The organism is Neisseria sp. P0008.S004, from assembly GCF_051962755.1.
Classification (GTDB): Bacteria; Pseudomonadota; Gammaproteobacteria; order Burkholderiales; family Neisseriaceae; genus Neisseria; species Neisseria subflava_A.
This window is the reverse complement of the sequence record NZ_JBQCUZ010000004.1, coordinates 130969-156748: the sequence shown is the minus strand read 5'-3', so window position 1 is coordinate 156748 and position 25780 is coordinate 130969. Positions and strand designations below refer to the sequence as shown.

The 25780-nt window shown below is 49.4% G+C and carries 22 protein-coding genes and 2 tRNA genes; 10 read left to right on the top strand and 14 right to left on the bottom strand.

Annotated features, from left to right (window positions below; all coding sequences use genetic code 11):
• Window positions 1-2 precede the first annotated feature (2 nt).
• The 5 genes from ACTHSW_RS05795 to ACTHSW_RS05775 form a co-directional block, all read right to left on the bottom strand.
• A tRNA-Gln gene (locus tag ACTHSW_RS05795) sits at window positions 3-75 on the bottom strand.
• Window positions 76-85: 10 nt separating this feature from the next.
• Window positions 86-161, bottom strand: a tRNA-Gln gene (locus ACTHSW_RS05790).
• A gap of 5 nt (window positions 162-166) precedes the next feature.
• The gene (gene ispE / locus ACTHSW_RS05785; RefSeq protein WP_070461946.1) at window positions 167-1015 is read right to left on the bottom strand and encodes a 4-(cytidine 5'-diphospho)-2-C-methyl-D-erythritol kinase; all 849 of its coding nucleotides are present in this window, start codon (window positions 1013-1015) and stop codon (window positions 167-169) included.
• Window positions 1016-1023: 8 nt separating this feature from the next.
• Window positions 1024-1608 (bottom strand): lipoprotein insertase outer membrane protein LolB, encoded by a 585-nt coding sequence (lolB, locus tag ACTHSW_RS05780; RefSeq protein WP_004519905.1) that lies wholly within the window; start codon window positions 1606-1608, stop codon window positions 1024-1026.
• A 56-nt stretch (window positions 1609-1664) separates the two neighbouring features.
• Window positions 1665-3527, bottom strand: a complete 1863-nt coding sequence (locus ACTHSW_RS05775) for a tetratricopeptide repeat protein (RefSeq protein WP_070461774.1) — start codon at window positions 3525-3527, stop codon at window positions 1665-1667.
• A gap of 175 nt (window positions 3528-3702) precedes the next feature.
• Between ACTHSW_RS05775 and ACTHSW_RS05770 the strand changes: the two genes are divergently transcribed.
• Window positions 3703-4308 carry a CoA pyrophosphatase gene (locus tag ACTHSW_RS05770; protein ID WP_070461773.1) on the top strand — a complete coding sequence of 202 codons (606 nt, stop codon included), beginning with the start codon at window positions 3703-3705 and terminating at the stop codon, window positions 4306-4308.
• 53 nt (window positions 4309-4361) lie between these two features.
• Here ACTHSW_RS05770 and cysG read toward each other — a convergent pair whose 3' ends face one another.
• On the bottom strand, window positions 4362-5759 hold the full coding sequence (cysG, locus tag ACTHSW_RS05765; protein WP_070461772.1) for a siroheme synthase CysG: 1398 nt from the start codon (window positions 5757-5759) through the stop codon (window positions 4362-4364).
• Between the two features lie 300 nt (window positions 5760-6059).
• Here cysG and aroA point away from each other — a divergent pair, with 300 nt between their 5' ends.
• Together aroA and recA are read left to right on the top strand one after the other, a co-directional pair.
• Window positions 6060-7352, top strand: a complete 1293-nt coding sequence (gene aroA / locus ACTHSW_RS05760; protein WP_070461771.1) for a 3-phosphoshikimate 1-carboxyvinyltransferase — start codon at window positions 6060-6062, stop codon at window positions 7350-7352.
• Window positions 7353-7499: 147 nt separating this feature from the next.
• The gene (recA, locus tag ACTHSW_RS05755) at window positions 7500-8546 is read left to right on the top strand and encodes a recombinase RecA (RefSeq protein WP_003680794.1); all 1047 of its coding nucleotides are present in this window, start codon (window positions 7500-7502) and stop codon (window positions 8544-8546) included.
• A 92-nt stretch (window positions 8547-8638) separates the two neighbouring features.
• On the opposite strand, the gene fghA is transcribed toward recA, so the two are convergent.
• Window positions 8639-9487, bottom strand: a complete 849-nt coding sequence (fghA, locus tag ACTHSW_RS05750; RefSeq protein WP_070461770.1) for an S-formylglutathione hydrolase — start codon at window positions 9485-9487, stop codon at window positions 8639-8641.
• A 495-nt stretch (window positions 9488-9982) separates the two neighbouring features.
• On the opposite strand from fghA, the gene ACTHSW_RS05745 reads away from it, so the two are divergent.
• The gene (locus ACTHSW_RS05745) at window positions 9983-11695 is read left to right on the top strand and encodes a proline--tRNA ligase (protein WP_070461944.1); all 1713 of its coding nucleotides are present in this window, start codon (window positions 9983-9985) and stop codon (window positions 11693-11695) included.
• Window positions 11696-11761: 66 nt separating this feature from the next.
• On the opposite strand, the gene pflA is transcribed toward ACTHSW_RS05745, so the two are convergent.
• The 5 genes from pflA to ACTHSW_RS05720 form a co-directional block, all read right to left on the bottom strand.
• Window positions 11762-12568 carry a pyruvate formate lyase 1-activating protein gene (gene pflA / locus ACTHSW_RS05740; protein WP_039862212.1) on the bottom strand — a complete coding sequence of 269 codons (807 nt, stop codon included), beginning with the start codon at window positions 12566-12568 and terminating at the stop codon, window positions 11762-11764.
• A gap of 139 nt (window positions 12569-12707) precedes the next feature.
• Window positions 12708-14993 carry a formate C-acetyltransferase gene (gene pflB / locus ACTHSW_RS05735; RefSeq protein WP_070461769.1) on the bottom strand — a complete coding sequence of 762 codons (2286 nt, stop codon included), beginning with the start codon at window positions 14991-14993 and terminating at the stop codon, window positions 12708-12710.
• Between the two features lie 302 nt (window positions 14994-15295).
• On the bottom strand, window positions 15296-16594 hold the full coding sequence (locus ACTHSW_RS05730) for an adenylosuccinate synthase (protein ID WP_070461768.1): 1299 nt from the start codon (window positions 16592-16594) through the stop codon (window positions 15296-15298).
• A gap of 43 nt (window positions 16595-16637) precedes the next feature.
• The gene (locus ACTHSW_RS05725; RefSeq protein ID WP_070461767.1) at window positions 16638-17795 is read right to left on the bottom strand and encodes an ATP phosphoribosyltransferase regulatory subunit; all 1158 of its coding nucleotides are present in this window, start codon (window positions 17793-17795) and stop codon (window positions 16638-16640) included.
• A 322-nt stretch (window positions 17796-18117) separates the two neighbouring features.
• Window positions 18118-18921 (bottom strand): outer membrane protein assembly factor BamD, encoded by an 804-nt coding sequence (locus ACTHSW_RS05720; protein WP_003680807.1) that lies wholly within the window; start codon window positions 18919-18921, stop codon window positions 18118-18120.
• On the opposite strand from ACTHSW_RS05720, the gene rluD reads away from it, so the two are divergent.
• From rluD to ACTHSW_RS05690, 6 genes are all read left to right on the top strand, one after another.
• On the top strand, window positions 18920-20044 hold the full coding sequence (rluD, locus tag ACTHSW_RS05715; protein WP_070461766.1) for a 23S rRNA pseudouridine(1911/1915/1917) synthase RluD: 1125 nt from the start codon (window positions 18920-18922) through the stop codon (window positions 20042-20044). The two genes, ACTHSW_RS05720 and rluD, sit on opposite strands and share 2 nt — an antisense overlap.
• A gap of 81 nt (window positions 20045-20125) precedes the next feature.
• Entirely contained in the window at window positions 20126-20896 is a 771-nt protein-coding gene (gene pgeF, locus ACTHSW_RS05710) for a peptidoglycan editing factor PgeF (RefSeq protein WP_107810891.1), read from the top strand.
• A gap of 120 nt (window positions 20897-21016) precedes the next feature.
• Window positions 21017-21496, top strand: coding sequence for an LPS-assembly lipoprotein LptE (locus ACTHSW_RS05705; protein ID WP_070461764.1), 480 nt, complete (start codon window positions 21017-21019; stop codon window positions 21494-21496).
• Window positions 21496-22497, top strand: coding sequence for a DNA polymerase III subunit delta (gene holA / locus ACTHSW_RS05700; protein ID WP_070461763.1), 1002 nt, complete (start codon window positions 21496-21498; stop codon window positions 22495-22497). Before ACTHSW_RS05705 ends, holA begins: the two co-directional genes overlap by 1 nt.
• Window positions 22498-22643: 146 nt before the next feature.
• Window positions 22644-23063: a hypothetical protein gene (locus ACTHSW_RS05695; RefSeq protein ID WP_003746427.1), complete on the top strand. Its 420-nt coding sequence runs from the start codon at window positions 22644-22646 to the stop codon at window positions 23061-23063.
• Window positions 23064-23154: 91 nt separating this feature from the next.
• Window positions 23155-23679 carry an RDD family protein gene (locus ACTHSW_RS05690; protein WP_049359744.1) on the top strand — a complete coding sequence of 175 codons (525 nt, stop codon included), beginning with the start codon at window positions 23155-23157 and terminating at the stop codon, window positions 23677-23679.
• A 94-nt stretch (window positions 23680-23773) separates the two neighbouring features.
• On the opposite strand, the gene ACTHSW_RS05685 is transcribed toward ACTHSW_RS05690, so the two are convergent.
• Window positions 23774-25009, bottom strand: a complete 1236-nt coding sequence (locus ACTHSW_RS05685; protein ID WP_070461762.1) for a beta-ketoacyl-ACP synthase — start codon at window positions 25007-25009, stop codon at window positions 23774-23776.
• Entirely contained in the window at window positions 25003-25731 is a 729-nt protein-coding gene (fabG, locus tag ACTHSW_RS05680; RefSeq protein WP_003746422.1) for a 3-oxoacyl-ACP reductase FabG, read from the bottom strand. The genes ACTHSW_RS05685 and fabG overlap by 7 nt, the downstream gene beginning before the upstream one ends.
• Window positions 25732-25780 lie beyond the last annotated feature (49 nt).

Here is a 25780-nt window from a genome sequence, read left to right as displayed (position 1 = left end):
GGCTGGGGAGGAAGGATTCGAACCTTCGCATGCTGGAATCAAAATCCAGTGTCTTAACCGCTTGACGACTCCCCAACAAAGGGTTTGGCTGGGGAGGAAGGATTCGAACCTTCGCATGCTGGAATCAAAATCCAGTGTCTTAACCGCTTGACGACTCCCCAACTTACTAAATCATATGAAACAGCGGATGAATATCTAATCCTTCCACACAATACGCTTCATATGATTGAGAAACCTGTTGGTAAATTGTATTTGCTTCTTGATGAGATTCACTTGCTATGAATAAACAAGCTCCAGAACCAGTCATTAATGTATAACCATATTGGGATAACTCAACATAAGCCTTCCAAACTTCAGGATATTCCTGAAACACAACCGCCTGCATATCATTTTGAAACGGCTGTAATGATTGGAAAGTCGGCATTATGCTGGGTTTGGAATCCCGTGTCAAGCCTTCATGTGCAAAAATTTTAGCTGTTGCCACATGAACAGGGGGCTTAACGATAACATACCATTGTTTAGGGACATCTATTTCAGCCAGCTTCTCGCCTACGCCTTTGGCAAAAGCACTTCTTCCAAAAATAAAAAAAGGAACATCCGCGCCAAGACTTAGGCCTAAATCAATCAGTTGCTGCCTGCTCAAATCACATTGCCACCATTGGTTTAAAACCATTAAGACTGTGGCTGCATCAGAGCTGCCACCGCCCAATCCGCCTCCGGTCGGAATCACCTTATCCAACCAGATTTCAACGCCGTGCGGCACGTTGGCATAGGGCAGTAATAATTTAGCCGCCCGATAAGTCAAGTCTTGCTCAGGCTTAAGCCCTTCGACCGGCGTATGCAGAATAATCTGCCCATCAGTACGCATTTTCAGATGAACGGTATCGTATAAGCCGATCAAACAGAAAATACTTTCCAAATTATGATAACCATCGCTCCTACGGCCGGTAATCCTCAAATCCAAATTTAATTTGGCCGGCGCAGGAAAGGCTTGGATTTCCTCTGAAACAGACATGGCATCCTCTATTTGCGTGCTGCGCATCGGGTTTGTCCATTCTTATCCAAAGAGTGGTTTACCGTGTCAAACACCAAGCGGATATTAAACTTGGCATTCTCAAGTTGAAGCGTTTTAGGCTGTCCTGAACTATTTAAAGTACGCGATATTGTCCAGTCAAACTGCTCCAGACGGCCATCAGGCAGGATTTTGTATGGCGCATTGGCAACGCGTTTACCATCAGCCCAAATATGCAGATATTGGACCGGCAAAGCAAAGCCTAAAAGCTGTCTGCTCAATTCCTCAGCCGTTTCCGCCTGATAGACCTTACCCTTACTGTCTACTGCCAATACACCTTCACTGTCTTGACACAGCTGACCTACGGTATTGCCCAATGGTGTATTGACATCAATGGTTTGAACCGCATTCTGATAAGTCCAGTCGAAATTAGCATATGAGCCTTTGCCTTCCACTTTAACAGCCAATCGACCATCTGCGCTAAAATCCTGCACCTGCTCTGCTGCTTGCCAACTGTTTTGCTGAGGTAAATTTGGCTGCGCACAGGCAGCCAAAAGCAATAAGGCTGCAACCGATGATAATCGTTTCAAATTCATGGATATTCCTTCATAGGCCGTCTGAAATCAAACGCTTTTCAGACGGCCTTTTGGTTTTATTTGTGTTTTTGAGTATGCGGTTTACTGGACGTTATACCGAATTTGGACATTGTCTCTTTTAATACTCGGAGATTGCTTCCGCGCTTCAAACCATCATTCCAGATTTCTTTGGCCTTATCTTGGTCTCCAAGCGTCCATAGGACTTCGCCCAAATGCGCGGCGACTTCGGCTTCAGGTTCTTTTTCGTAGGCATATTGGATATATGGAAGCGCCATTTGCGCATCACCTTTAAGATAATACGCCCAGCCTACACTATCATTAATTGCTGCGCTTTCCGGCTCCATTTGATAGGCCGTCTGAACCATTTTAAAAGCTTCCTCCAAATCCTTGCCACTTGACAGTAAGGTATAGCCCAAAGCATTCCAACCGTGCGGATTATCCGGATACAGCTCTACCACACGGCGCAAATCGGCAATCGCCTTGCCTGGCTGATTCAGCTTCTCATACACCATCGAACGCTGATACAGCACATTGGCAAGCAACTCTGGAGAAGCTTGGGTTTTCAAGGATTTTTCGGTGGAGTTTACCAAGCTGTTCAAAGCGTTCAACGATTCTTGAAGATTGGTATTTTTAGACAATACAAACAAAGCCGTATTCAGCAAATCCCTGGCTTCAAAATAACGTCCTCTTTGCTCGGGTATTTTTTGTGCGCGTTGCACCAAAGCCCAAGCCTCTTTATGGTTGCCCTGCTTGGCCTCGATGGAAGCGGCCAAAATGGTTTTATCAAACGTATAAGCCGTAGCCGTGACCTTGGCCAGCCATTGTTTGGCTTTGGCAAAATCCTCGGCATCATTGTAAGACACCGCGCCAATCAATGCCGCACGGCTGCGCTGCTCCTCCGTACCGGCTTTATAAGCCTTTTCCAGATAGCTGTTTACTGCAGAAATATTTTCCGTCTTGCTGGCTGACAATAAGGCAGCCTGAATATACAAATCAGGGTTGGGATTTTCTTCCAACAAAGTCTGCAAACGCTTGAATGCCTTATCATTTTGACCATGAGCGATCAAATTGGCGATGTCCAATTCCTGCCAAATCGGAGATAAGGTTTTGGTGTCTGTCTCTTTGAAGAAACCGTCCAGAATATCAGGATGCCGTTGCGCCATCAGCCGCAGGGTGACGAAAGTCGGCGGCAGGATTTCGTTGTCCAACTTGGCCAATCGCTGCAATGCCGCAATGGCGTGTTTCTTTTGACCGTCTTTTGCACTAAAAATTGCATCCGCAATCGCCGCTTCTGGAAAGTCTTTATAAATCAGTGCCGTTTTATGTACCTGTTTGACTGCATCGCTGGTCAGATTCGGCTGTTGGGCTGCGGTTTGTGCCAAAAGCAGGAACACGCGCTTTTGCTCGTCTTCACTACCGCCGGCAATCACCTTATCCAATCCGCTCAAATTCTTATCGGCTTTGCCCAGCAGCAAATTGCGCAACCAAGTCATACGCTTTTGTGTTTCACCAGGCTCCGGCTCAATTTCGCGCCATTTTTGGTAAATAGCTTCAGCCTGTTCAAATGCGTTTAAAGAAACCGCCATCTCCAAAGCGCGTTCGGCCACTTCGGGAGATTTGGTGCGATGCAACGTCAAAATATAAGTAAACAAAGCAGAAGCCGCATCACCCTTTTGCAGGGCCAGTTCTGAATTTAACAAAGTGAAAACCTGCGAGGTGCGGTTTTGTATACCCAACAGACGTATCCGCTCCTGCTCTCGTTCTTCGGGAGAAAAATGGTCGGCACGGCTTTTCTTTTTAATAATCTTAGCCGATTCAAAAACTGCATTTGAATCGCCGGGCGCGGCAAAAGTCTGTGTAGCAAACAACATCATGACAGCCGCGGCTACTACTCGAATACGGGATGGGGAAAACAACATAACTATCCTTTTTGAGAACCTGCCGACATTTTCAGACGGCCTAAGCACTTGCAAAACAGACGCAAAGCTTTATTTATCATTCAGGCATAACTGTAACACACGCACCCTATTTTGTTGACACGGTAACCGTAAACCTTGTGTAATCCTCATCTGCATAAAACGATCAGCGCCAAAAATGAATACCGACCACCTTATCCATTTCCTAACTCAAGCTTCACACTTCAGCAGCCGTATGCAAGCAGAGCGCAATCAATTAGTTACCCCAAAAACGGTCAAAAAAGCAGCCGTTTTGGTCGGCATTGTCTTGCATGAAGGAGCGTGGCAAATTTTACTGACCAAAAGGGCCGAGACCTTAAGGCAGCACACCGGACAAATCGCCTTTGCCGGCGGCCGCAAAGATGCCCAAGATGACAGTCTAACGGCAACGGCGTTAAGAGAAGCTTATGAAGAAACCGCCATTCCGATTGCCGCATGGCAGACTTTTGCGCCGCTACCCTTTTATGACACGCCTTCCGGCTACCGTGTTACGCCTGTTCCGGCAATTTGCACCCAGCCCATCAACCCAAAAGCAAATCCCGATGAAGTAGCAGAAATTTTTTATCTGCCTTTGGACTTCGCCTTAAACCTGCAAAACTACACATTCCGCCAGCTTCATCACAACAATCAAACCCTCGCCCTCCCCGCCCTACCTTTTCGGCACTACGACATCTGGGGGCTGACAGCAATCATCCTATATGGACTGGCAGAACGTTATCAGCAATATTGCCAAGCTTTTAAATAAGGCAAGGCCGTCTGAAAACCAATATTCAGACGGCCTTGTTTGATCAATACTCTTTACGCCGCTTCTTCATAGCATTCGACAAATTCTCCAAACCATTTCATCTCATCGCGCAGGGCAACCACTTCACCAATCACCATTAAAGCCGGACGCTCTGCTTCGGCAGCCAGCAAGCCCAAATCTTTCAGACGGCCTGTCCGCACGGTTTGATTAGGTAAAGTGCCATTAGAAATCACGGCAACGGGCGTAGAAGGCTGCCTGCCATAAGCCATTAGTTTTTCCGCAATCTCAGCCGCTTTAAGCGTGCCCATATAGATTACCAGCGTTTGACGGCTTAAAGCCAAAGTCTGCCAATCAGGCTGATTGCCCTCGTGTTTGCTGTGGCCAGTTACAAATAAAGCACTTTGGGCGCAATCGCGATGGGTTAACGGAATACCGGCATAAGCAGTAGCTCCAAGTGCAGCAGTAATACCCGGCACAATGCGGTAAGCGATTCCAGCTTGATGCAGGGTTTGCACTTCCTCCCCACCACGTCCGAACACAAAAGGATCGCCGCCTTTCAACCTTACCACACGCTCGCCTTTTTGAGCGTGTTCAACCAACAGACGATTGGTTTCTTCCTGCTGGACATGGTGCGCACCGGCGCGTTTGCCCACGCTGATTTTCACTGCATCTTTACGTACCATCGCCAAAATATCATCCGATACCAAAGCATCGTAAAACACCGTATCCGCAGCCTGTATCGCCTGCAAAGCATGTATAGTCAGCAAGCCCGGATCACCCGGCCCTGCGCCCACCAAAACCACTTCGCCGCCAAACGGCGTTTCCCGATTCAACTGCGTGATCAATTCACGTTCTGCCGCTTCGATATTGTTTTGAGCCGCAAAAATACTAAAACGGCTGTCGAACAACTTTTCCCAAAAATAACGGCGGCGTTCGACATGATGAATCGTCTGTTTCACCTTCTCACGCCATTTACCGGCAATACGCGCCATCGTGCCCGTATGCAACGGAATCAATGTTTCAATAATCTGCCGCCATTTACGCGCCAATACAGGCGCAGTACCGCCGCTGGATATGGCTATCTTCAATGGCCCCCTATCCACCACGGCAGGCACGATAAACGAACACAAATCTGCCGTATCCACCGTATTGCTCAATTTTGCCCGTCGTTCCGCCGCTTCAAAAACACGGCGGTTAAACCCATCATCATCCGTCGCCGCAATAACGAAATACACCTCGTCCAGCATAGCTTCTTCAAACAAGCCGCCCAGCCAAACTATTTTCCCTTCAGTCACCCATTGCTGAAACTGCGGATTCAGAGTTTCCGCAACAACGCGTACGCGCGCTCCGGCAGACAACAGGCTTTCCGCCTTGCGTTCGGCAACCTTACCCGCACCTGCCAGTAAAACTGGGCGGTCTCTCAAATCGGCAAACAAAGGATAATGTCTCATGGTCGTGCTCTTGCTTTATCAATGATTGTCCGCCGATATTAAAGGCCGTCTGAAAAAATAGGAAAGAATGGTTTCTGATTTTCTTATGGTGTTTGGTTATATGCCTGCCACAACAAAATAAGTTATAGTGGCAAACATAAAACTGAAGCAGAAAATTTCAAAATAAACGATTAGAAAATCGTGTACTGATATAAAAATTCATTTTTTCACAAATAAATTGCACCCTCTTCATTTTTCAGACGGCCTTTGCCTGCGTATAATATCGGTCTAATTTACAACTCAAATGAGCTTAGTCCAGCCATGACCGAATCCATCCGCCTGCCCGCTTCTACACTCAAGCCTTCGACCGTTGCCCTGCCCGGTTCCAAAAGCATCAGCAACCGCACGCTACTCTTGGCGGCACTCTCCGACAACGTTTGCGAAATCCATTCTTTGCTCAAATCCGACGATACCGACCGAATGCTTGAAGCACTCGATAAACTCGGTGTTCAAATTGAATCTTTACCTGAAGGCCGTCTGAAAGTTCATGGCACCGGCGGCCGCTTTCCCAACCAAACCGCCGATTTGTTTTTAGGCAACGCCGGTACGGCATTCCGTCCTTTGACTGCCGCGCTTGCCGTTTTGGGTGGCGACTATCATCTGCATGGCGTACCGCGTATGCACGAACGCCCCATCGGCGATTTGGTGGATGCGCTGCGGATTGCAGGCGCGGACGTACAATATCTGGGCAATGAAAACTATCCGCCTCTTCAGATCGGCAAACGCCAAGACAACGGCGAGCGCGTTATTCCGATTAAAGGCAATGTTTCCAGCCAATTCCTGACCGCCCTGCTGATGGCTTTGCCCTTGACCGGACAAGCATTTGAAATCCACATGGTAGGCGAATTGATTTCCAAACCTTATATCGACATCACGCTCAAGCTGATGGCGCAGTTCGGTGTGGACATCATCAATGAAGACTACCGTGTATTTAAAATCCCGGCTGGTGCCAAATATCATGCGCCCGAGCATTTATATGTAGAAGGCGATGCCTCCAGCGCGTCTTATTTCTTGGGCGCAGGCCTGATTGCGGGTACACCCATCCGCGTAACCGGCATCGGCGCACACAGCATCCAAGGCGACGTTGCCTTTGCGCGTGAATTGGAGAAAATCGGCGCAGATGTCATTTGGGGCGAAAATTTTGTAGAAATTTCCCGTCCTGCCGAGCGCAAGATTCAGGCTTTTGATTTGGATGCCAACCATATTCCAGACGCGGCCATGACTCTGGCCATTGTTGCGCTGGCCACTAAGCAACCCTGCACCCTGCGCAATATCGGCTCATGGCGCGTCAAAGAAACCGACCGCATCGCCGCTATGGCAACCGAACTGCGCAAACTGGGTGCAGAAGTCGTTGAAGAAGCCGAAGCCATCCATATTACGCCGCCCGAAACACTTACCCCCAATGCCGTCATTGATACTTACGACGACCACCGCATGGCCATGTGTTTCTCGCTGGCTTCGCTTTTGGGCGTCCCCGTCATCATCAACGACCCGAAATGTACGCATAAAACTTTCCCCGAGTATTTCCAAGTTTTTGCATCATTAACCAACTGATTGATTATTCAAAGTTTCAGACGGCCTGTTGCATACAAAAAACACAGGCCGTCTGAAAAATAAAAATAAAACTATACTTTTTCTTAATTTATGCGATAATAGCTAAATAAATTCTTAGCGATTCATATTTCCTTTCGGAGAGAAAACATGTCAGACGAAAAAAGCAAAGCCTTAGCCGCCGCCCTTGCCCAAATCGAAAAAAACTTTGGCAAAGGCTCCATCATGAAAATGGACGGCAGCCAACAGGAAGAAAACCTTGATGTTATTTCCACCGGCTCCCTCGGCGTGGACTTGGCACTCGGCGTTGGCGGTCTGCCCCGCGGCCGCGTGGTTGAAATTTTCGGCCCGGAATCCTCCGGTAAAACCACACTCTGTCTCGAAGCCATTGCCCAATGCCAAAAAAATGGCGGCATCTGCGCATTCATCGATGCCGAGCATGCTTTTGACCCGATTTACGCCCGCAAACTCGGTGTAAAAGTCGAAGAACTCTATCTCTCCCAACCGGATACCGGCGAACAGGCATTGGAAATCTGCGATACATTGGTACGCTCAGGCGGTATCGATATGGTTGTTGTCGACTCCGTAGCCGCACTTGTACCTAAAGCCGAGATCGAAGGCGAAATGGGTGACAGCCACGTCGGCCTGCAAGCTCGCCTGATGAGCCAAGCCCTCCGCAAACTGACCGGCCACATCAAACGCACCAATACATTGGTTGTTTTCATTAACCAAATCCGTATGAAAATCGGCGTGATGTTCGGCAGCCCTGAAACCACGACCGGCGGTAACGCACTCAAATTCTACGCCTCCGTCCGCCTCGACATCCGCCGTACCGGTCAGATTAAAAAAGGCGATGACGTCATTGGTAACGAAACCAAAGTCAAAGTCATCAAAAACAAAGTTGCACCTCCATTCCGTCAAGCCGAATTCGATATTCTTTACGGTGAAGGCATCAGCTGGGAAGGTGAATTGATCGACTTGGGCGTCAAACATGACATCGTTGAAAAATCTGGTGCATGGTACAGCTACAACGGCGCAAAAATCGGCCAAGGTAAAGACAATGTACGCGTTTGGCTGAAAGAAAACCCTGATATCGCCAACGAAATCGATGCCAAAATCCGTGCGGCAGTCGGTATCAATGTCGATATTACCGAAGGCAAATTGGACGATACCGACGGCGAACGTCCTGAGGAATAAGTCTGTTTGAAATTAAAGGTTAAAGACCAAATAAAGGCCGTCTGAAATCCGACCATTAATCGGATTTCAGACGGCCTTTTATTCAATACTGCTTAAAGCCCCAATGCCTGAGCATGAAACTCAATATGCGAATCGATAAAGCTGGCAATAAAGAAATAGTCATGCCCATAGCCCGGGCGTACTTTATATTGGATATTGAAACCTTTTTCGCGTGCTGAGCGGACAAACCCTTCCGGTTGCAGGACTTCAGGATACAAAGCATCTTCACTGCCGACATCAATCAAAACAGGCAATTTATGCGAGGTCGTCTGAAGCAGCTCTGTACTGTCATAGCGTTTCCACGTTTCCACGTTTTGGCCCAAATAAGCTGACAACGCCTGCCTGCCGCCTTCCGTATCGATAGGATGACATAAAGGCGCAAAGGCTGAAACCGCAGCATATCGGCCTGGATGATTCAAAGCCAAATGCAGCGCGCCATGCCCGCCCATGTTGAAACCTGCAATGCTGCGCTCTTTCGTTACCGGAAAATGATGCTCGATTAAATCAGACAATTCTTGGCTGATATAGCTTTCCATTTGGTAATGCTGCGCCCAAGGCACTTCAGTTGCATTGACATAAAATCCGGCACCCTGTCCAAGATAATGTTCCTCACTGTCGGCAACATGCTGACCGCGTGGCGAGGTATCCGGAAAAGCCACAATAATATTCCACTGTGCCGCAAAACGTTGGATTCCACTTTGCCGAACCAATTCAGAACCATCGCTATTTAAACCGGAAAGAAAATATAAAACAGGCGCGGGATAGCCTTTTAAGACTTGTGGCGGCAGATAGACATCAAATACCATATCCGTCCGGCAGGTTTGAGAAAAATGGCGGTACCGTTCCTGATACCCGTTAAACATCTTTCTGCGTTCCAGCAAATGCAATTCTGAATTTTTCATTTTACCTCTTGTAAGGAAACAGCAATAAGCAGAATGTTAGCGCAAAACCTGCCCATCGTGTTGTTGCCCCATCTTTTTAAGGCAATCAAATCTGCTTTAAACAAGGTTGCCAATCATGCAAAATCATTACGCTGGCGGCATTTAAAATCTATACACAATCTCTGTGGATAAATCTGTTGATAAGCTTTGGGTAATCGTAAAATTTTCTTTAGGAACAAACCAAGTCTTAAATTGACTAAAATTTAATCAAATAAAACATAATAAAATCAAATAGTTATATTTATAAGATTTTACTATAATCATACAGTGAAAATTTATAGGTAAAACAAGGTTATGCGGCTTTGTGCATAAATTAGGGTTGACATCCCTAAAAATCGCCCCGAATCAAAAGCTGCGTAAAACAACGGCCGATTTCATCAGATGCCATTCAAAAGACACGCGGTCATACATTTTGCGTTACAATACGCACTTATTTTTAAGAAAGAAAAATACGCCATGAAAGCCTCCCAGTTCTTCATTTCTACCCTTAAAGAAGCCCCTGCCGAAGCCGCACTTGCCAGCCACAAGCTGATGATTCGTGCCGGCTTGATCAAAGCCAACGCATCAGGTCTTTATACTTGGATGCCGATGGGTCTGCGCGTATTGCGCAAAGTTGAAAATATCGTGCGCGAAGAAATGGCCCGCGCAGGTAGCGTGGAGCTGCTGATGCCGGTGGTACAACCTGCCGAACTGTGGCAGGAATCCGGCCGCTGGGAGTTTTACGGTAAAGAACTGCTGCGCCTGAAAGACCGTCATGACCGTGATTTCTGTATGGGTCCGACTTGTGAAGAAGTGATTGCCGACATCGTGCGCAAAGAAGTCAACAGCTACAAACAATTGCCGAAAAACTTTTATCACATCCAAACCAAATTCCGCGATGAAGTGCGTCCGCGCTTTGGTGTGATGCGTGCACGCGAGTTTGTCATGAAAGACGCTTATTCCTTCCATGCCGACTATGCCTCGCTTCAGACGACCTATCAAGATATGTACGACGCTTACTGCCGTATCTTCACCCGTTTGGGTTTGGAATTCCGTCCTGTTGCCGCGGATACCGGTAGCATCGGCGGTACCGGCTCTCACGAATTCCAAGTATTGGCTGAAAGCGGCGAAGACGTTATTGCATATAGCGACACTTCTGATTACGCCGCCAATATCGAGCTGGCGCCGACTTTGCCGCTTAAAGGCGAACGCGCTGCTGCTCAGGCCGAGTTGACCAAAGTACATACGCCAAACGTCAAAACCATTGAGTCTTTGGTTGAATTCCTCAATATTCCGGTTGAACAAACCCTCAAATCCATCGTGGTTGAAGGCGAAAACGAAGGCGAACTCGTCCTGCTGCTGTTGCGTGGCGACCATGAATTTAACGACATCAAGGCAGAAAAACTGGCCGGCGTAAAATCGCCACTGACCATGGCGAGCCCTGCCGTGATTATTGAACAATTCGGCGCAAACGGCGGCTCTCTCGGCCCTGTCAACTTCAAAGGTAAAGTCTATGCCGATTTCGCTACTGAAAAAGGCGCAGACTGGGTTATCGGCGCGAACGAAGACGACTACCACTATACCGGCTTCAACTTCGGCCGAGATGCTGACGAGCCTGAATTTGTCGATTTGCGCAATGTCATCGAAGGCGATATCAGCCCTGACGAACAAGGCCGTCTAAAACTGGCGCGTGGTATTGAAGTCGGCCACGTTTTCCAATTACGCGATAAATATACCCAAGCCATGAATGTCAGCTTCTTGGACAATAACGGTAAATCCCAAATCATGGAAATGGGCTGCTACGGTATCGGTATTACCCGCGTTGTTGCTGCCGCCATCGAACAAAACAACGACGAAAAAGGCATTGTTTGGACCAAAGCAATGGCGCCGTTTGAAGTCGTTATCGTGCCGATGAACTACAAAAAATCTGAAGCCGTACGCGAAGCCGCTGACAAAATCTATGCCGAGCTTTTGGCTGCCGGTGCGGATGTATTGTTGGATGACCGCGATGAACGTGCGGGCGTATTGCTGAATGACTCTGAGCTGTTGGGTATTCCTCACCGCATCGTGATCGGTGATCGCGCCTTAAAAGAAGGCAATGTCGAATATGCCGAACGCCGTGACAATCAGGCTCAAGCTGTTGCAGTATCAGAAGTTGTTGCCAAGGTTCTGGCCGCATTGAACGCTTAAATTTTTTTCAATAATGAAAAGGCCGTCTGAAACTGATTATTTCGTTTCAGACGGCCTTTTTCTGTTTTAATAAATAATGTTTTTTCCGTAGCTCTCTAATATTTCTTTGATTTTCAAAATGGTTTCTTTAGGCGGCGGATGTACGCCTTTTAACTTGTATTCGTCGCCGCACAAAGCCCATTTGTGTGCGCCCAATTCGTGATACGGCAAAAGCTCGACCATTTCGACATTATCCATATCACCGATAAACTCGCCCAATAAATGCGCTGAACGCTCATCATCAGTGTAGCCTGGAACAACCACATAACGCACACGCGTCGGCTGATTGCGTTCGGCAAGATAGCGCGCGAATTTCAGCGTTTTGGTATTTGGAATACCGACAAGCACTTTATGAATTTCAGGATCGATTTGTTTTAAGTCGAGCATGACCAAATTGGTATGATCGAGCAAATCATCCAAAATCGAATCATAGTGCAAAGCATAGCCATTGCTGTCGAGACAGGTATGGATATCGTGTTCCCGGCAGGCCGTAAACCAATCGCGCACAAACTCATATTGCAATAACGGCTCGCCGCCGGTTGCCGTTACGCCTCCGCCTGTCGCACGCAAATAATGACGATAGGTCATGACCTGCTTCATCACAGTTGCCACATCCAATTCCTGCGCCTGCTCAGTATGAAGATCCCATGTGTCACGATTATGGCAATACAGGCAACGCATCAGGCAGCCTTGCAAAAAGAGCACGTAGCGCAAACCCGGACCATCGACAGCACCGCAAGATTCAATCGAATGAATAATGCCTTTGCCGTTATAGTGACGGTGACCAAGGTCTTTCAGTGCCGGCTCGGGGGTAATGGCAAAAGTCGTGGACATAGTGTTCGGCTCAAAAATGTTTTTGCTTATATGGATTGTACGATAATAAAGGCCGTCTGAACATTTCAGACGGCCTCGGAGCTTTGTTTCAAAACAAACCAAATGCAAATTTAGCTTCCGGTTTGTTTCTCCACCCGGATTACATGGTTTCTGTGAACGTACGGGTAATCACGTCAAGCTGTTGTTCGCGGGTCAGCGAGTTGAAGCGAACCGCATAACCGGACACACGAATGGTCAACTGCGGATATTTCTCCGGATTGTGCATCGCATCTTCCAAAGTCTCGCGATTCAATACGTTGACGTTCAAGTGTTGGCCGCCTTCCAAATTACCGTCTTCATGGTGGAAATAGCCGTCCATCAAACCGGCAAGGTTGCGTTCGCGAGAATGTTCGTCTTTACCCAACGCGCCAGGAATAATGGAGAAGGTATAAGAAATACCGTCTTTGGCAAACTCAAATGGCAGTTTGGCTACGGAAGTCAATGAAGCGACTGCACCGTTGACGTCACGGCCGTGCATTGGGTTTGCACCCGGACCAAACGGAGCGCCTGCACGGCGGCCGTCTGGAGTATTACCGGTTTTCTTACCGTAAACAACGTTGGAAGTAATGGTCAGTACGGACTGAGTCGGAGTAGCGTTGCGGTAAGTTTTGTGGGTTGCCACTTTTTTCATGAAGCGTTCAACCAAATCGCAGGCGATATCGTCAACGCGGTCGTCGTTGTTACCAAATTGTGGGTATTCGCCTTCGATTTCGAAGTCAACGGCAATGCCATTTTCGTCACGAATCGGTTTCACTTTGGCGTACTTAATGGCGGACAATGAGTCGGCAGCCACAGACAAACCGGCGATACCGCATGCCATCGTACGTTTCACATCACGGTCATGCAACGCCATCAACGCGGCTTCGTAGCTGTATTTGTCGTGCATGTAGTGAATAATGTTAAGCGCGGTAACGTATTGGGTTGCCAACCAATCCATGAATTTGTCCATGCGCTCAAAGACAGTGTCGTAGTCCAAAACTTCGTCCATAATCGGCTCGGTTTTCGGACCAACTTGCTCTTTAGATTTTTCATCCACGCCGCCGTTGATTGCGTACAGCAGAGTTTTAGCCAAGTTGGCGCGTGCGCCGAAGAACTGCATTTGTTTGCCGACCACCATCGGGCTGACGCAGCAGGCAATGGCGTAGTCGTCGCTATTAAAGTCAGGGCGCATCAAATCGTCGTTTTCGTATTGGATGGACGAAGTATCGATGGATACTTTGGCGCAGAATTCTTTAAAGCCTTGAGGCAGTTGTTCTGACCACAATACAGTGATGTTTGGCTCAGGAGACGGGCCCATGTTGTACAGGGTATGCAGCACGCGGAAGTTGGTGCGGGTTACCAGCGTACGGCCGTCCAAGCCCATACCGCCGATGGATTCGGTTGCCCAAATCGGGTCGCCGGAGAAGAGTTGGTCGTATTCGGGCGTACGCAGGAAACGGACCATACGCAGTTTCATCACCAAGTGGTCGATAAATTCTTGCGCTTGGGTTTCGGTAATCACACCGTTTTTCAGGTCGCGTTCGATATAAATATCCAAGAATGAAGATACACGGCCGAAAGACATCGCCGCACCGTTTTGAGATTTAACGGCAGCGAGGTAGGCAAAGTAAGTCCATTGGATGGCTTCTTGTGCATTTTTTGCAGGGCCGGAAATATCGTAGCCGTAAGAAGCTGCCATTTCTTTCATTTGGTTCAATGCTTTATATTGCTCATTGATTTCTTCGCGGCGGCGGATCACTTCTTCCAAGTCCACACCGTTTTCCAAATCGGCTTGCAGTGAGTTGAACTGGTTGAGTTTGTCTTTCATCAAGAAGTCGATACCGTACAATGCCACGCGGCGGTAGTCGCCGATAATACGGCCGCGGCCATAAGCATCCGGCAGGCCGGTAATCACGCCTGATTTGCGGCAGCGGCGGATGTCGGGCGTATAAACGTCAAATACGCCTTGGTTGTGGGTTTTGCGGTATTTGGTGAAAATTTCGCTGACTTCGGGATTCAATTCAACGTTGTACACTTTGCACGCGTCTTGCACCATTTTCAAACCGCCAAACGGCATGATAGAGCGTTTCAAAGGCTCGTCTGTTTGCAGGCCGACAATGGTTTCCAAATCTTTGTTGATGTAGCCTGGAGCGTGGCTGGTAATACCGGAGACGATTTGCGCGTCGATTTTATACGGCTCGTGTGTACGGTTTTCAACCTTGATACCTTCCATCACTTCCGCCCACAGCTTGGTTGTGGCTTCGGTTGCAGGTGCTAAGAATGAAGCATCGCCCTCATATGGCGTGTAGTTTTTTTGAATAAAATCGCGGACATCTACGTTGGTTTCCCAGTTGCCACCGACAAAACCTTCCCAAGCGGCAGGACGTTGCTGAACATCATTTGACATATCAAGCTCCTAATTTTATTGAAAATATAGACTGTAAATTTTCTGAAAGGATAACATCAATACCCATTTATTTACAGGGGTTTTTGTGAAATAAAATTACAGATTTGGTTTTTCTTGATTTACGTCAATGAGAATAATTGTTACTTGGCACTACATCTCATTTTCCAAACATTCGTACTTCAAAACGGCGTAAAATACAAAATTCAGCCCTGAAGACAGGTGTTCTTCAGGGCTGAGTTTTTATTGCATTTTATATAAAAGGCCGTCTGAATTTTCAGACGGCCTTTTATTCACTTAATCAATTAAGCAAACGGATGATGCAAAACAATGGTTTCTTCACGGTCAGGACCGGTTGAAACAATGGCCACAGGCGCACCGCACACTTCTTCAATACGTTTCAGATAAGCTTTAGCGTTTTCAGGCAGCTTGTCGTACTCTTTCACACCGAAAGTCGACTCGCTCCAACCCGGCATGGTTTCATAAATCGGTTTGCAGGTTTCCACCGCGTCAGAGCCGCAAGGCAGAATGTCGGTTTTGCTGCCATCAGGCAATTCATAGCCTACGCAGATATTGATGTTTTCAACACCGTCCATGACATCCAGCTTGGTAATGCACATGCCGGAAATGCCGTTAACTTGAATGGAGCGTTTCAACGCAGCCACGTCAAACCAACCGCAACGACGCGCACGACCGGTTACAGAGCCGAACTCATGACCGCGCTCAGCCAAACCTGCACCCACTTCGTCAAACAATTCAGTCGGGAACGGGCCGGAACCCACGCGGGTCGTATAGGCTTTAACAATACCCAAAACGTAATCCAGCATTTGCGGGCCCACGCCTGCACCGGCAGAAGCGGCACCGGCTAAGCAGTTGGACGAAGTTACAAACGGATAAGTACCGTAGTCGATGTCAAGCAACGTACCTTGCGCGCCTTCAAACAACAGGCTTTCGCCTTTGCGGTTTTTCTCGTTCAAAACACGGGAAACATCGGTAATCATCGGCGTAATGCGCGGCGCAACTTTTTCAATGACCGCCATCACGTCTTCAAGTTTTACCGGCTCGGCATGGTGCAGGTGTTGCAACTGAACATTGTAATAAGCCAAAACAGCTTCCAGTTTTTCAACCAGTTTTTCAGGGTGCAACAAGTCCACCACGCGGATCGCACGACGGGCAACTTTATCTTCATAAGCCGGGCCGATGCCGCGGCCGGTTGTACCAATTTTGCTTTTACCGCGGTAAGCTTCGCGTGCTTGGTCAAGCGCAATGTGGTAAGGCAGAATCAATGGGCAGGTCGGCGCAATTTTCAGACGGCCTTCAACGTTTTTCACACCGGCGGCGTTCAATTCGTCGATTTCACCCAACAATGCTTCAGGAGAAACCACGACACCCGAACCGATGAAGCAGTCTAAAGTCTCATGCAAAATGCCGCTTGGAATCAGACGCAAAATGGTTTTTTTGCCGCCGACGACCAATGTATGGCCGGCATTGTGGCCGCCTTGGAAACGTACAACACCGCTGGTTTCTTCCGCCAGCCAGTCAACAATCTTACCTTTGCCTTCATCACCCCATTGGGCACCGATTACGACAACATTTTTAGCCATAGCTATCTAACCTTATTTCAGATACAAAATTTCAAAATAAAACTCAATTATTCAAAGCGATTACTTTCCAAACGCCGTCCACTTGTTTCAGACGGCCTGTAACCTCTTCCGAACCGTTGTAGCCGATACCGTAATCGATAACGACACATTGTCCTTGTTCGCGCAAAGCATCTACCGCTTCTTGAGCCGCAGGCATGTCTTTGACATCGACCGCCACCACGGACTCTCGTCCGATAGCGGGAAGGCGGCCGATAAAGCTGCGCAAATCAAAACTGAATCCGGCAGCCGGACGTGCGCGTCCGAAGTATCCGCCCAAACCGTCATAACGGCCGCCGCGCGCCACGGCATCATAAAGATTTGAACCATAAGCCGCGTAAAGCAAGCCGGTATGGTAATTGTCAACGCGCAATTCCGACAAATCGATATGCACTTTTTGATTTGGGAACGCATCGCATACGGCCTGCAATTCATCCAGCGCCGCACTGACTGCGGATAATTCAGGTAATTTCTCACGGGCCAAAGTCAGCACTTCGCGACCGCCGTACAGTCGGGGCAACAGTGAAAACGCTTTTGCCCACATACCGTCGAGTTTCCACTCTTTGACCAACTGGCTGACAGCCTCGGCATCTTTGTCCTGCATCAATGACAGCAGGGTTGCCGATTGTTGCTCGTCCAAATGAGCGGCATTTGCCAAAGCGCGGAATACACCGATATGGCCTAATGAAAGCAGAACTTCGCCCATGTCGGCGATTTTCATGCTTTTCAGCATCAAATCAATCAATTCGATGTCTGCTTCAATGCCTTCCAAGCCGTACATTTCCGCACCGGCCTGCAAAGGCTCGCGCATATTGAGCAATCCGTCAGGCCGCGCATGAAGCACCGAGCCGGCATAGCACAAACGGTTGATGCCTTGATTGGCGGAAAGCAAATGGGCATCAATGCGCGCCACCTGCGGCGTAATATCCGCGCGGATACCGAGCTGACGGCCGCTAAGCTGATCGACGACCAAAATGGTTTTCAAAGACAAACCGGCATCGATATGCGTCAATAAGGAATGGCTGTATTCCATCAATGGCGGTTGCACCAATTCATAACCATGCACGCGAAACAAAGCCAACAACCGCTCACGGGCGCTTTCCAGTTGTCGGGCATTGGTCGGTAACACGTCGGCAACGTGTTCAGGAAGCTGCCAAGACTTCATGAGAATCTACCTCTGTTTTTTTGTAAACATAAAGGGCTGATTAAATTTAAAACCAAATCAGCCTGACGACTGAAATTTTCCTGAATGCATCAATAGCAAATCTGATGCGGCTTCAACAAAACTGATTTTAAATTTAAACAGCCCCTGAGTAACGGCTTCAAACCGTCGAGTTATTAAAATCAGACTTTACCATATTAAAACGAATTTTGCACCCTGTTTACAGAGAACGTAAAAAAACATTAAAAACAAAGGCCGTCTGAAAACCAAATGCATAGCTGCATCGTTTTCAGACGGCCTTATTCATGCCTGAACAACCCGACGCTTAGCGCCAGTAACGCCACCAAGGCATATCGTCAGATCGCCATTCGTGTTGCAAGAACGGGCTTTGCGGGAAGTTGGTTTCCAAAACGCGGCGTGTATCGGCAGCCAGTTGCGGCTTGTCCAGTTTTTTGTATGCCAATTCCATCATCGCCAAAGCTTCTTCGACGTAACGGGTATTTTGGTAACGGCTGACGATTTTTTGCGCACGGTTGGCCGCTGCGACATAAGCACCGCGTTTCATGTAATAACGTGCCACAGATATCTCGTTACCACCCAAAGCGTCCACCAGCTTGGCCATACGCTCGGTTGCATCGGCAGCGTATTTGCTGTTTGGATAACGTTGAACCAACTCGGCAAACGCCTGATAAGCATCGCGGTTAGCTTTCGGGTCGCGGTCGGACCAGTCTTGGGAAGCCAGCTTGTTCAAGAAAGACTGGTCTTCGTTAAACAGGACCAAACCTTTCAAGTACAGCGCGTAGTCCATATTCGGATGTTGCGGATGATGGCGTTGGAAGCGCGCAATGGCAGCCAAGGCTTTTTCCGGCTCATCGTCTTTATAATAGGCATACGCCGTATCCAACTGGGACTGCTGGGCATAGCGGCCGTTTGGAAAACGGGATTCTAAAATTTCGTATAACTTGACAGCTCGCGTATAATTGTTGCTGTTCAATTCGTCTTGCGCTTCGGCATAAAGCTTTTCCACACTCCAATCTTGAGTAATTTGGGCGTCTTTATCGATTGTGCCTTTATTTGCGCAGGCACTCAGTGCCAAACCTAAAGAAACTACTAAAAGAATTTTTTTCATGCAGAATACTTCCTTTGATAACGAAGCCGATTATAGCGATGATTTAGACTTTCCGTCATCCCCTGAAACAGAAAGTTGTGTTAATTTGACCGTTCCGCTCGAAATGGCGGGCGGAAGGCTGGATGCCGTATTGGCCAAACTCATGCCCGACTACTCGCGCAGCCGTCTGAGTTCGTGGATTAAAGAGGGTGCGGTCATTGTAAACGATAAGCCCGCTCAACCCAAAGATAAAATGATAGGTGGTGAATTGATTGCCGTTACGGTACGTCCGAGCGAAGAAAACCTCGCGTTCACACCCGAACCCATGGATTTGGACATTATTTATGAAGACGATACCGTTATCGTCATCAACAAGTCTGCCGGGTTGGTCGTCCATCCTGCCGCAGGCAACTGGAGCGGCACCCTGCTCAACGGCCTGTTGGCGCACTGTCCCGAATTAAGCCAAGTGCCGCGTGCGGGCATCGTACACCGTTTGGACAAAGAAACCAGCGGCCTGATGGTGGTCGCCAAGACCCTGCCGGCGCAAAACTCACTGGTTCAACAGCTTCAAGAGCGCACAGTCAAACGCATTTACCGCGCCGTTGCCAACGGAATCGTCCCTTTTGACGGCAAAATCGAAACCCAAATCGGCCGCGATCCGCACAACCGCCTGAAAATGGCAGTCGTCAAATTCGGCGGCAAACCTGCCATTACCCACGTCAAAGTGTTGGAACGTTATCTGGCGCACAGCTACATCGAATGCTCGCTCGAAACCGGCCGCACGCATCAAATCCGCGTTCATATGCGCGAAGCCAACCATCCGCTGGCCGCCGACCCTGTTTACGGCAACCTGCGCCATCCATGCAGCGACGCAGTTAAAGAAGCCATCAAAGCCCTTGGTGCGCGTCAAGCCCTGCACGCCTACCGCTTGAGCTTTGTACACCCGAAAACCGGTGAAACCGTTTCCTTTGAAGCGCCTATGCCTGACGATATGTACCACCTGCTTTCCGTCCTGCGTCTGGAAGCCGGTTTGGATTCGTCCCTAAGCAACGAGGAAGAATGGCAAGAGAAATTCGGCATGGACGATGACGATGATTGGAATGAAGACGACTACGATGTCGAAGTCGTTTATGTAAGGGATTAAACCCATTTTTCAGACGGCCTAAAATATTATTTCAGGCCGTCTGAAATCAATCCGTTCCAATATTTCAGCGACTCAAAGATTATGAAAACCATCACAGATACCCTAAACCTCGCCCCGCAAGGCAAGAATTTTTTGACTGCCGACTGGCCTGCCCCTGCCAATGTTAAAACGCTTATTACCACGCGCAACGGCGGTGTCAGCGAAGGCGTATATCGCAGCCTGAATGTCGGTTCGCACGTCGGCGACAATCTGGAAGCCGTGCTCCGCAACCGTGAAATCGTACAGGAACAAGTCGGCCTGCCCGTTGCCTACCTCAATCAAATCCACAGTACCATCGTTGTAAATGCCGCCGAAGCGTTAGGTAATACGCCCGACGCCGATGCTTCGGTTGATGCGACGGGTACAGTCGCCTGCGCTTCGATGACTGCCGATTGCCTGCCTGTCTTGTTTTGCGACAAAGCAGGAACGGTGGTTGCGGCGGCTCATGCAGGTTGGCGTGGTTTGGCTGGCGGCGTTTTGCAAAACACCATTGCAGCAATGAATGTCGAGCCGTTGGAAATCATGGCCTATCTCGCGCCTGCCATCGGCCCTGATGCGTTTGAGGTAGGGCAAGATGTATTTGATGCGTTTTGCACCCCTATGCCGGAAGCTGTCGATGCGTTTGAAGACATCGGCGGCGGCAAATACCTTGCCGACATTTACGCTTTGGCACGCATGGTTCTGCACCGCGAAGGCGTGAACATGATTTATGGCGGCACCCATTGCACCGTCTTGGAACGCGATACTTTCTTCTCCTACCGCCGCGACGGACAAACCGGTCGCATGGTCAGCCTGATTTGGTTGGAAAAATAAAATTTGCACCATCAAAGACAAGGCCGTCTGAAATACTTTCCGTTTGCGATTTCAGACGGCCTAAACATTATTCGTTATAATCCGACGATACCGTAACCGGTTTCAACGAAGGAATATCCAATGAAAAAAATCCTATTGCCTGCACTCGCCCTATTGCTTGCCTCTTGCGGTTTCCACCTGAAAGGCACAGGCGTGACTTCTCAGCCGCTGCCTTATCAAAACTGGCATGTAGAAGGCGGAGCCGTCATGCAAAAAGCGCTGGAAAATGCCTTACGCCGTGCTGACGGCCATCCAGTTAGCGAAGCCGAATCACAAATCACCCTGCGCGTTGTCGACTTTCAAAAACGCCGCGACATCTACACCATCACCCGCGCCGCCGCAATCAACGAATACCTGCTGGCCATGACCATCAAAGCCCAAGCCTTCCGCAACAGCGAGCCGGTTGGCGAACCGATGGAAGTTAAGGTTCACCGTACCATGGACTACGCCGACAGCGAAGTTTTGGGCAAACAGGAAGAGGAAGAAACCATTTGGTCTGAAATGCGCATCGACGCCGCAGATCAAATCGTCCGCCGCCTGACTTTCCTGAAGGCGCAATAATGGCTGCCGCGCCCATTGAGAGCCTGCGCCCCGATACGCCGCTCAAACCGTTGTACATTATTCACGGCGAAGAGGATTTGTTGCGCATCGAGGCTTTGGATACGCTGCGCGCAGCCGCAAAAAAACAAGGCTATCTCAACCGCGAAGTCTATACCGCCGAAAACAATTTTGACTGGAACGAGCTGTTGCAAAGTGCCGGCAGCGCAGGTTTGTTTGCCGATTTGAAACTGCTGGAAATCCACATTCCCAACGGCAAACCCGGCAAAAACGGAGGCGATGCCCTGCAAACTTTCGCCGAACGCCTGCCCGAAGATACGGTTACGCTTATCCTCCTACCCAAGCTTGAAAAAGCGCAAATCCAGTCCAAATGGTTTTCTGCATTGGCAGGCAAAGGCATCGTCTTAGAAGCCAAAGCCGTTGCGCCACATGCTTTGCCGCAATGGATACAGGGCCGTCTGAAGCAGCAAGGTTTGGATATCGAACCTGAAGCACTTGCCCTTTTTGCCGAGCGCGTCGAAGGCAATCTTTTAGCCGCCCGTCAGGAAATCGAAAAACTCGCACTGCTCCATCCCAAAGGCCATTTGATCAATATTGCCGACGCAGAAGCCGCAGTTGCCACCGTTGCCCGTTTCGACGTATTCCAACTGGCCGGTGCATGGATGAAAGGCGATGCCCTGCGCGTTTCCCGCTTACTGGACGGTTTGGAAGAAGAAGGCGAAGAGCCGGTTTTGCTGTTGTGGGCGGTTGCCGAAGACATCCGCACTCTAATCCGCCTGATTGCCGCACTCAAGCAGGGACAAAACATCCAAAGCCTGCGCAACAGCCTGCGCTTATGGGGCGACAAGCAGACCCTTGCACCGATGGCGGCCAAACGCATTTCCATCAACCGCCTGCTCGACGCGCTCAAAACCTGCGCTAAAATCGACCGCATCATCAAAGGCGCGGAAGAAGGCGATGCATGGACCGAGTTCAAACAACTCGTTACCTCGCTGGCCGCTTGAAACCGTTGCCACGCGTCAAGAAACTTGCACGCAATACGCCCCAAAAACAGAAAATACTGTAAAATAGCGTAAACTCAAATTCAGGCCGTCTGAACCTCGCATTTCAGACGGCCTCTTCCAGCAAAAAACAAGGAAACACCAACCATATGGATAATAAAACCAAACTTCGCATCGGCGGTCTGGCCCTGCTGACCACTGCCGTATTAAGCCTCATCATCGTTCTGATTGTCGATTCATGGCCGCTGGCCATTCTGTTGGCCGTCATCATCGTGGCCGCTGCCGCAGGCGGTTTCGTTTGGACTTCACGCCGTCAGCAACGCCAATTCCTCGAGCGCCTGAAAAAATTCGACATCGACCCGGAAAAAGGCCGTATCAACGAAGCCAACCTGCGCCGTATGTACCACAGCGGCGGCCAACATCAAAAAGACGCGATTACCCTGGTTTGCCTGTCACAAAAATGTTCTGTTGACGAAGCGCATGCTATCTTCAAAAAACGTCCGACCCGTCAGGAAATGAACCAAATGGCTGCCCAACAGGCACGCGGTCAAAAACGTCCACATCGCTAATCCCGACAGTAACAGGCCGTCTGAACATCCTATCCCGTTTCAGACGGCCTGTTTTTATTGCCATCAAACCCATTTTCGTTTCCATCGCATTATGACCCGTCTTCCCACTGCCCCACTTAAACGCCGCCTCGCCGCACTGGTTTACGAACTTCTGCTGACCGGCGCCGTTACCAGCATTGCCGCCCTTGCAGCCGGTATTGTCGCCATCTTTCTCAATCCCGTTTCCACGCGCCTGTCCATGCTGGCAACCTGTCTGATTCTGTTCTACGCATGGTGGCTCTACTTCCGCGCCAACTGGCACAAAAAAGGCCAAACCCTCGCCATGCAAACATGGAAAATCGGCTTAGCCGATAAAAACGACACCCAGCCGCCCCTGCCTCAACTGCGCCTGCGCTTTATTTGGGCCAGCATTTTTATTGTTTTCATTCCCCTGCTTGCCTACGCCGGATTGCGTCATCTGCTCAATATACCGCCCAAAGGCGCATTCGGAGCCGCGCTCATCTGGCTCATCCTGCCATGGGGCTTCGCCCTGTTCCATCCCGACCGCCAATTCCTCTACGACTTCTTGGCCGGAACAAGGCTGGTGGATTTAAATCAGAAGAAAACAAACGAATAAAATTCGCAAGCATCTCAAGCTCTAAATGAAATAAAGGCCGTCTGAAACTCAAGATACGTTTCAGACGGCCTTTAATCATAAAATCAAGCAATGATTATTCTTGCCAACGTTTGAACACCAGCGAAGTATTGACGCCGCCAAAAGCAAAGTTATTGCTGACCACATAATCGGTTTGAATCTCACGTCCGCCAGTTTGGATGTAATCCACCTTGCCGCAACGCGGATCGATGTTTTCCAAATTGACAGTCGGCGCAAACCAGCCGTTGTTCATCATTTCAATGGTAAACCAGGCTTCCAATGCGCCGCACGCGCCGAGTGTATGGCCGAGATAGCTTTTTTGCGAACTCATCGGCACAAAACCAAATACCGCCTCAGTCGCCAATGTTTCGGCAATATCGCCTTTTTCGGTCGCCGTACCGTGGCCGCTGACATAGCCGACTTTATCAGGCGTAATACCGGCGTCTTTCAGCGCAAGCTCCATACATTTCTGCATGGTTTCTTTTTGCGGCTGGGTAACGTGGCTGCCGTCGCTGTTGGCACCATAGCCGACAAGCTCGGCATAGATTTTCGCACCGCGCGCACGGGCGTGTTCTAATTCTTCCAATACGAAAATGCCTGCGCCTTCGCCGATGACCAAGCCGTCTCGAGCGTTGTCGTAAGGGCGCGGCGTCAGCTCAGGTTCGCCGTTGCGGCGGCTGGCGGCATAAAGTGAATCGAAAACATAAACTTCGGACGGACAAAATTCTTCGCCGCCGCCCGCCAGCATCATGTCTATCATGCCGTATTTGATGGCTTCGTAGGCATAGCCTATGCCTTGGCTGCCGGACGAACACGCGCTCGAAGTCGGGATAATGCGGCCTTTCAAGCCGAAGAAAATGCCGATATTGGCGGCAGTCGTATGCGGCATCATACGCACATAAGTATTGGCGTTGAAATTACGCGATGTGCCGGTCAGCAGGAGCTCGCCCAAATCGCCGATGTCTTGGGTACTGCCGACAGACGAACCGCACGCCACGCCCATACGGCCGTCGGTAATGCTTTCATCACCCAACAAGCCTGCATCCGTCAGGGCTTGTTCTGCCGCATCGACACACAAATGCGATACACGCCCCATGCTTCTGAGCTGCTTGCGCGTCCAATGTTTGGGAGGAGAATAGCCTTCAATCGGCGCACCCAGTTGCGCTTCCAATTCAGGAAAGCGTTCGCTCCAGTCCATATGTTTGACTGCGTTTTTTTCGGCTTTAAAGGCCGTCTGAATACTTTGCCAATCACGGCCGAAGGCGGTAATACCGCCGATACCTGTTACAACGACTCTTCTGGTATTCAACACAAACCTCCGTTCACAGCAATCACTTGGCGCGTAATGTACGCCGCTTTTTCATCCATTAAAAAGCGCACCGCATGCGCCACTTCCTCGGGCAATCCCATACGCGCGGCAGGGACAGCCTTTAAGATTTCTTCGACAGGTACGTTCTCATCGATAATATCGGTATCAATAAGGCCCGGTGCCACGCAGTTGACGGTAATTTTGCGTTTAGCCAACTCAACCGCCAAGGCTTTTGCCGCGCCGATCAAGCCCGCTTTGGACGCGCTGTAATTGACCTGACCGCGGTTGCCCGTCAAACCGGATACCGACGCCATGCACACAATCCGTCCGGCTTTGCGGCGGCGGATCATCGGCATGGTCAAAGGGTGCAACACATTATAAAAACCGTCCAAATTGGTACGCAGCACCAAGTCCCAATCATCATCTGTAAATGCAGGAAACGCATTGTCTCGCGTCAGGCCGGCATTCAGCACCACGCCGTAATATGTGCCGTTTGCCTCAATGTCGGCAGTCAAAATTTCTCGGCAAGCTTCGCGGTCGGACACGTCAAACTGCAACACGCGCGCATTTCTACCCAATGCACGGATTTCTTCTGCAACGGCTTCCGCTTCATCGCGGCGGCTGCGGCAGTGGACGACAATATCAAAGCCGTCCTGCGCCAAACCAAGCGCGACGGCTTTGCCGATACCGCGATTAGACCCTGTAATTAAAATAGTTTCACTCATACGTTTTCTCACTATATCGACAGGCCGTCTGAATCTTTGTCTTTTCAGA